A 6,609-nucleotide genomic window follows, 5' to 3' on the forward strand; every position below is an offset into this window, starting at 1 on the left:
CGAGAAACGGCAAGCGAGCGAGCAAGTCAAAGAATTCGTTGAAGGCGTGATTCTGAGTCTCAGTACCGAATCAATAATCAGGTGGAATCCACCTGGGGGGGGGTGACGGGGTGGCAAGCAGATTGAAAGCAAAGGTGCGTCAAGGTTTTGAGTTGAGCGACCAAGCGAAAAGATACGCTTGCTGTAATTCAATCCAGATGCAGCAACTTGACTATTAATTCAATCCAGATGCAGCAACTTGACTATTAATTCAATTCAGTTTTTGTTAAAAACGCTAAAAAATTAGCTAATTGTTGCGTCAGCTAAAGTCAGGCAAGTGCAGTATAAAGTCAGGCAAGTGCAGTATAAAGTCAGGCGGAAAGCAGGTATTTGCAGGGGGTGCACTTTACCGCATTTACCTGAAAATATCCTGCAAATGCCTGACTTTTTCGGTCAAATTGCTGCTTTTTTGTGCTGTTCGTGCCTTTGCTGGTTGAGGTCGGTTATGGCTGTTCTCTCTCGGTAGCAAGCAATGGTTTTGTGATCACAAATCGCACTTTTACGTGCAGAAAGAGAAATAATGCACCCTCCTTTTACGGAAGCCTAACCGTAAGGTCGGGTTTAATACTTTCTTTAGCTTTAATGACAACTGTAACTATTTGTACTACGATTTAAGCTGAATATTCTATAGCTCTAAGAAATTAGAGGGAGAAAATGCTTCAAAAGCAATTCAACAAGCTCATCACTTATTCAAGTGCGATCGCACCTAAATCCACTATTCTATACAAATAAAGAAAATTATAGTCAGTCTCTACCTTAATAAACTGTCTAAACAGCCCTCTCCAATTGGGGGGGATAAAATCACCTGAATAGCCCTTGTCGATTACAGTTGTTAACTTGTATCTTGGTAAGAGGTTTTTACTGATTAAAAACTATGAAGACTTTACCGGAAGTCCAACCTAGAGAGCTGCTATCCAACCATATTCACATTCGCCTAACTGACTCTGACTACAATCAAATCAAAGCAAGAGCAGAGCAAGTCAATTTGAGCATGAGCGACTTCATGCGCCGTGCAGCTTTGAGGAGAGCCATGCCGCGCCCTCTAGCTGCATTTGACTTAAAAGCCTATCAAGTTTTGTGCAAGATTAATGCCCAATTGAGACTTGCAGGAAACAACCTCAATCAACTTACTAAAGCTTGCAATAGTGCTGTGGCATTGGGAGAACCAGTTGTTGTCAATACAGGACTCTTAGAAAGCGTACAGCAACTCATTCGAGAAAACGGGAAGGCAATTAAAACAATAGTTGCAAACCTCGCCAAATCTACAGTACGCTAATTATTAACAAGCCTGGGCTTTACCGCCTGAGCAATCGATTCTGTGCAACTGACGGCTTTTCGGTTATGATTGGCAAACAAATCAAAGGTACAGGCTTTCGGGGCTGTCTGAACTACGTGCTGGGCAAAAAAGACGCCGCTCTAATTGGCGGTACTATGTGCGGACAAACTCCTGAAGAACTGGCTGCTGAATTTGCCATCGCCCGACAACTAAGACCTAACCTGAAAGTAGCAGTTTTTCACGCCACTTTATCTGTCGATAGCACCGAAAAACTAGAAGATTCTGAAGAAAATGACCAGCGCTGGCTGGCAATCGCAGCCAACTACATGAAAGCGATGGAATTTGACAACAACCAATACGCAGTTGTCAAGCACAGCGATACAGAACACGACCACATTCACATCGTCGCCAGTCGCATTTGCTTAGATGGAGGTGTTGTTGACGATAGCTGGGACTATTACAAAAGCCAAGAAACTATTCGCCAACTCGAACGGAACTACAACCTGGAAACTGTTACACCCAGTTGGGAAACAGACAAGCGAGCTCAGACTACAGGAGAACACAGGCAATTAAAAAGCAAGGGAGACAAGAGCGTCAGGGTGCAATTGCAAGACCTAATTGATGAAGTTACCCAAGACAACCCAAGTATGCCAGAATTCGTTGAGCGGTTGCAGCAACAAGGCGTAGAGGTGCAAGTCGGATTGACTCGAACTGGAATCGGCTTCAGTCAAGGCATTTCTTACAATTTAGATGGAGTCGCTTTAAGTGGCACTCAGTTGGGTAAAGCCTACACTTTTTTTGGATTGCAGAAGCATCGAGGCGTTAGCTATGACAAAGGGCGAGATAACGCCCTAATTGAAGCTTTAATGCAGCCACAACATTTAGCTATCGCCCCTGGTGAGGCAGAGGAAAATGAGTTAGAGTTGTCAGAAGCCGAGCTAGCAGCAACCGCACCTGCAACAGCAAATGAGTTAGAGTGGTCACAATCTGAGCTAGAAACAACCGCACCTGCAACGAGTGCAACAGCAAATGAGTTAGAGTTGTCACAATCTGAGCTAGAAACAACCACACCTGCAACTTCTGCAACAGCCAATGAGTTAGAGTTACAACTGTCAATCCTGCCTGAGCCTGATGAAACTCAGTGGCAAAAAGCCCGATCGCATCTCGCCATTGAGTACAGTTTACCTTTAGAATTGCTTAATTTATTGCACTCTCATTCTTGGCTGTATGCCGCCTCTGAAAAGGCTATCTTTACAGGACGGACGCTTGACGGGGAAGCCAGCTTCGCTTTTGTTCTCGATGAAAGAGGCAACTTTACTACAACCCATCCCCTGTCATCTGAAGCTGCTTTCTGGGTAGCCACTACCGGAGAAATTGAGCGAGCTGTGATTGCCTGTAACCCAATAGAAGCCCTTTCAATTTTGCTTATTGAACAGGATAACTCTACAACAGCACCAGCGACACTTTACCTAGGAATTGAACGAGCTTCACAACTGCCTATATAATTCTTACAAGAACTCGATAGCGTTATTATAGCGATTGCAGAAAATTCTCAGCTCGCTCGAAATGTGCAATCGTTGCTACCGGATGCAGAACTTGTCAATCCACCGTCAAGTTGGAATGATATCTGGATACAATTAATTGAGCAAGAACAGCAAAATATTCAACCAAATAACCAACCTTATAAACAGCGCATCCAAGACATCGAACTGGATTAATTGTTGCTACCTTAAATTTGTCTAGAATTTAAACAAAGTGCTTAGGTTCATAAAATCAATCAATATGTTTGATAAAACCTGTTGATCAATACTTCGGACAGTTTTTTAACGGCCCTGCGCCGCCGAGGGCGAGGAAGCCCTGCCATTTTTTACGCATTTTCTGAAACGAGTGCGCGCTTACTTAAACCTTGAAAAAATAGTCCAGCATATAGCCAGTAAGGGTTTCGGAGACTCGACTAGATCTAAAACTGTCCGAAGTATTGCTTATGGGACAAGGATTATGTCTCACCACTACTTCCGTATCACTACCAAGCATCATAACGCTTGCTGTACAATAAAGGGTTCTAGCCGTGGGTCGCCCGTATTCTTAGCCTCAAACGCTAAGGATAATGACTACACTTATTACCTAGCAAAGCTTTTAGGCTAGCGGACAGGTCTGTTTAGCAGACCAAGTAAGGAAAAACTATAAATATGGAAAAAAACTATACATTTCAATTCAATCCTTCCACTGCCTTAGAAGCCCTGAAAGCTGGTAAATACGACCCGCTTAACTTCTACGAAGCGCGTTTAGACCTGTTTAACCTCTCGGTAATGGCAGACTATGACCAACTCATTTGCCTACCCACATTAACTGCTATCGACAAATACTGGTATCAGATTGAAACAGCCCGAAAAGTCCTCAGACAAATGGGTGGACGGGCATTACTAGCGGATGAAGTCGGATTGGGTAAAACCATTGAAGCGGGACTAATCATCGCCGAATACTTAGCTAGGGGGATGGTAAAGTCCATCCTAGTGTTAACTCCGGCATCCCTAGTTTCCCAGTGGCAATCAGAGTTAAGTGACAAATTTAATATCGCTACTATCACCACAGATAACCGTGACCCACAACAACCGATAGACGAATTTTGGACAAATAATCCGCGAATTATCGCTTCATTAAACACGGCTAAGTCTGCTAAACATTATCTTCACGTCACCAGTCGTACTTGGGATTTGGTTGTTGTCGATGAGGCACACCATCTAAAAAATCGCAGTACCCTCAACTGGAAACTGGTCAACGCCCTCAATAAGCGGTTTATCCTCATGCTTACTGCTACGCCAGTGCAGAACTCCCTTGTGGAACTGTTTAATCTGCTAACCCTCCTCAAACCGGGACTGCTACAAACAGAAGCCGCTTTTAAAAAAGAATACGTCAATTCCAAGAATGGACGAGTCCCTAAAAATCCCGAAAAGTTACGCACTCTGATGCGGGAAGTTATGGTACGAAATACCCGCGCCCTAGTAGATGTCAAACTGCCCAAACGCTTCGCCACCACAATTACCGTTACCCCGGCAGCCGGAGAGGAGAAACTTTACCAAGACTTGAGCAAGTATCTACGTTCTTCAGAGGACAAACTAGACAGACTCTCCCGTACTAATTTGCTAATGCGAGCGGGTTCATCCCCTAATGCTTTAGCTGACTCCCTCAAGCAACTGACTATCCGCCTACCCGATGAAGAACTGAAGTCTTTAGCTGCACGAGCATCCCAAGTCAAGCAGGTCGAGAAAGCAAAAACCTTAGTAGAGATGCTCTCCAAATCTCGCCAGAAAACCTTAGTTTTCACAACCCATAAAGCAACTAGCACCTATTTAGCTAAAACGCTGCAAGCGGAAAATATCCCCTTTGCAGAATTTACTGGCGGAATGTCCCTTAAACAGAAAGATGAGGCTATAGCCGCATTTCGGGATAATGTTTCTGTACTCTTAGCATCGGAAACAGGGGGAGAAGGACGTAACATCCAGTTTGCTAATGCGATCGTTAATTATGACCTGCCCTGGAACCCAATGAAAATTGAACAGCGCATTGGTCGTATCCACCGCATCGGACAAACCCAGGATGTTTTTATTTTTAACTTCTGTCTCAAAGGCAGTATCGAAGAGTATATTCTGCGGATACTGCACGACAAAATTAATATGTTTGAACTGGTAGTCGGAGAAATTGAAACAATTTTAGGCAATGTGGATGATGAATTTGACTTTAGTGAAGTTGTCATGGATATCTGGCTTAAGCATCAAGTTAAACCCGAATTAGATCAAGCCTTTGAGCAATTGGCAGATAATTTGTTGAAAGCCCAAAAACAATATGAGCAAATTCAAGAACTGGATGAACAGATTTTTGGCGAAGATTTTGAAGCTTGAAAAATTGATTTGATTAAATATGTTATCCGACCCAATAATTACTACTTTAGAAAAAATTGTAGCTCTCCATGACGGAATAGCTGAACCGGCTGGGGAACACGTTTTAAATGCGCTGTTAAATGAAAACATAGCCTCGTTACTTTCTCTACCAGAAGAAGTAACTTTTACAACTATCACTGATGTACCTCAAAGTGTTTTTGTTACTTATCATTCAGAAGTATTAAATAAATTATCTGAACTATTAGCTGTCAAAGGGCAGATTAGTGCCTTGGGTGTAAAATTTGATGGCTATCTAAAAGCTACGGGATTTGACAAAAGCATACCAGAGAGATTCAAACCTCAAAATGGGTTAATTCGTTTTGTAGATGCTAAACCATCAACCACTCGCTACATTTTATGTAATGTGGCTTACACAGCGAATGCCGAAGAAAAAAGGATTGGTCTAGTTTCGTTTATTATCAATGAAATAACAGGAGTAACACCAGTACAAATTGGGGATGCTTTATTTTGGGAGTCTGACAGAATGGATGTGGATAATCAAGAAACACCATTTTCTATTCCTTTTGATGAGTTATTGAAGTTAATCGAACATCAAAGTGGAATATTGATTGGAAAATCTTTAGATAATTGGCAGGCTAAATTAACAAGAGCAAGAGCTAGGGATGAAGAAAGACTCAAGGATTATTACAACACGATTAGCTCTGGGATTCGCCACAAGATTGAGTTAAAAAATTTGATTGGTGATGAATTAGACAAAGAATTAGCTCGAATTGAAGCTACTAATAGAGAGCTAGATCGAAAATTGTTAGATATCCAAGAGCGTTATGCAATGAGTGTAGAAGCTTGGTTGCACAGTGCAATGATTATCCATCTACCTACAGTACATATTCAATGTGAGTTGCAAAGAAAGAAAACGAAACGGACTGTAACAATAGTTTGGAATCCGTTCACTAAAATTATTGAACCTCTTTGCTGTGAATTATCAGGAGAACCTGTTTACGATTTCTATTTAGATGATCTATCAGCTAAAATTATCTCCCCGACAGTTTGGACTAGATAGGGGTATAGCCGAGATACGGGCTTTCCGAGGACACGACGTAAAGTTTTGTAACAATGCCGCTTTTCAATGTCCCTTCCGCCTACAGAAGCTGCCAACACTCAGTCAGCTAGAGCAGAGTAGTATTACTACTCTGCCCTCGTACAGACCCAAAAAGCGGAAATCTTTTACTGTTAAACATTTCAGGCTTTGCTACTTCAAGTCATTTTGTCTTATATTTACAAAACTTTACGTCATGTCCTATTTTGCGCGTATCTCGGCTATAAGCTGCTACGCAGCTAAACCGGATAAAATAGCATTGCCTTTATTTTTGATTTTTCGCTCCCATTTGATAACCA

Annotated in this window: 5 protein-coding genes; all 5 read left to right on the forward strand. The window is 42.2% G+C overall.

Annotated elements, in window-relative coordinates:
- Positions 1-913 precede the first annotated feature (913 nt).
- Complete coding sequence (locus QT994_RS27100; RefSeq protein ID WP_333180148.1) at positions 914-1,315, forward strand: plasmid mobilization protein; 402 nt, start codon at positions 914-916, stop codon at positions 1,313-1,315.
- 65 nt (positions 1,316-1,380) lie between these two features.
- Entirely contained in the window at positions 1,381-2,820 is a 1,440-nt protein-coding gene (locus QT994_RS27105) for a relaxase/mobilization nuclease domain-containing protein (RefSeq protein ID WP_333180150.1), read from the forward strand.
- A gap of 63 nt (positions 2,821-2,883) precedes the next feature.
- Positions 2,884-3,033 (forward strand): hypothetical protein, encoded by a 150-nt coding sequence (locus QT994_RS27110; protein WP_333180152.1) that lies wholly within the window; start codon positions 2,884-2,886, stop codon positions 3,031-3,033.
- A gap of 471 nt (positions 3,034-3,504) precedes the next feature.
- The gene (locus QT994_RS27115; RefSeq protein WP_333078719.1) at positions 3,505-5,214 is read left to right on the forward strand and encodes a DEAD/DEAH box helicase; all 1,710 of its coding nucleotides are present in this window, start codon (positions 3,505-3,507) and stop codon (positions 5,212-5,214) included.
- 19 nt (positions 5,215-5,233) lie between these two features.
- Positions 5,234-6,274, forward strand: coding sequence for a hypothetical protein (locus QT994_RS27120; protein WP_333134554.1), 1,041 nt, complete (start codon positions 5,234-5,236; stop codon positions 6,272-6,274).
- Positions 6,275-6,609: the final 335 nt, after the last annotated feature.

Origin of the sequence: Microcoleus sp. S13_B4 (assembly GCF_036700885.1) — a bacterium.
Classification (GTDB): Bacteria; Cyanobacteriota; Cyanobacteriia; order Cyanobacteriales; family Microcoleaceae; genus Microcoleus.

What these genes read in the sequence shown, in the direction of transcription:
- QT994_RS27100 (WP_333180148.1), top strand. Translation starts at nt 914, where the DNA reads ATGAAGACTTTACCGGAAGTCCAACCTAGAGAGCTGCTATCCAACCAT.
- QT994_RS27115 (WP_333078719.1), top strand. Translation starts at nt 3,505, where the DNA reads ATGGAAAAAAACTATACATTTCAATTCAATCCTTCCACTGCCTTAGAA.
- QT994_RS27120 (WP_333134554.1), top strand. Translation starts at nt 5,234, where the DNA reads ATGTTATCCGACCCAATAATTACTACTTTAGAAAAAATTGTAGCTCTC.
- QT994_RS27105 (WP_333180150.1), top strand. Translation starts at nt 1,381, where the DNA reads ATGATTGGCAAACAAATCAAAGGTACAGGCTTTCGGGGCTGTCTGAAC.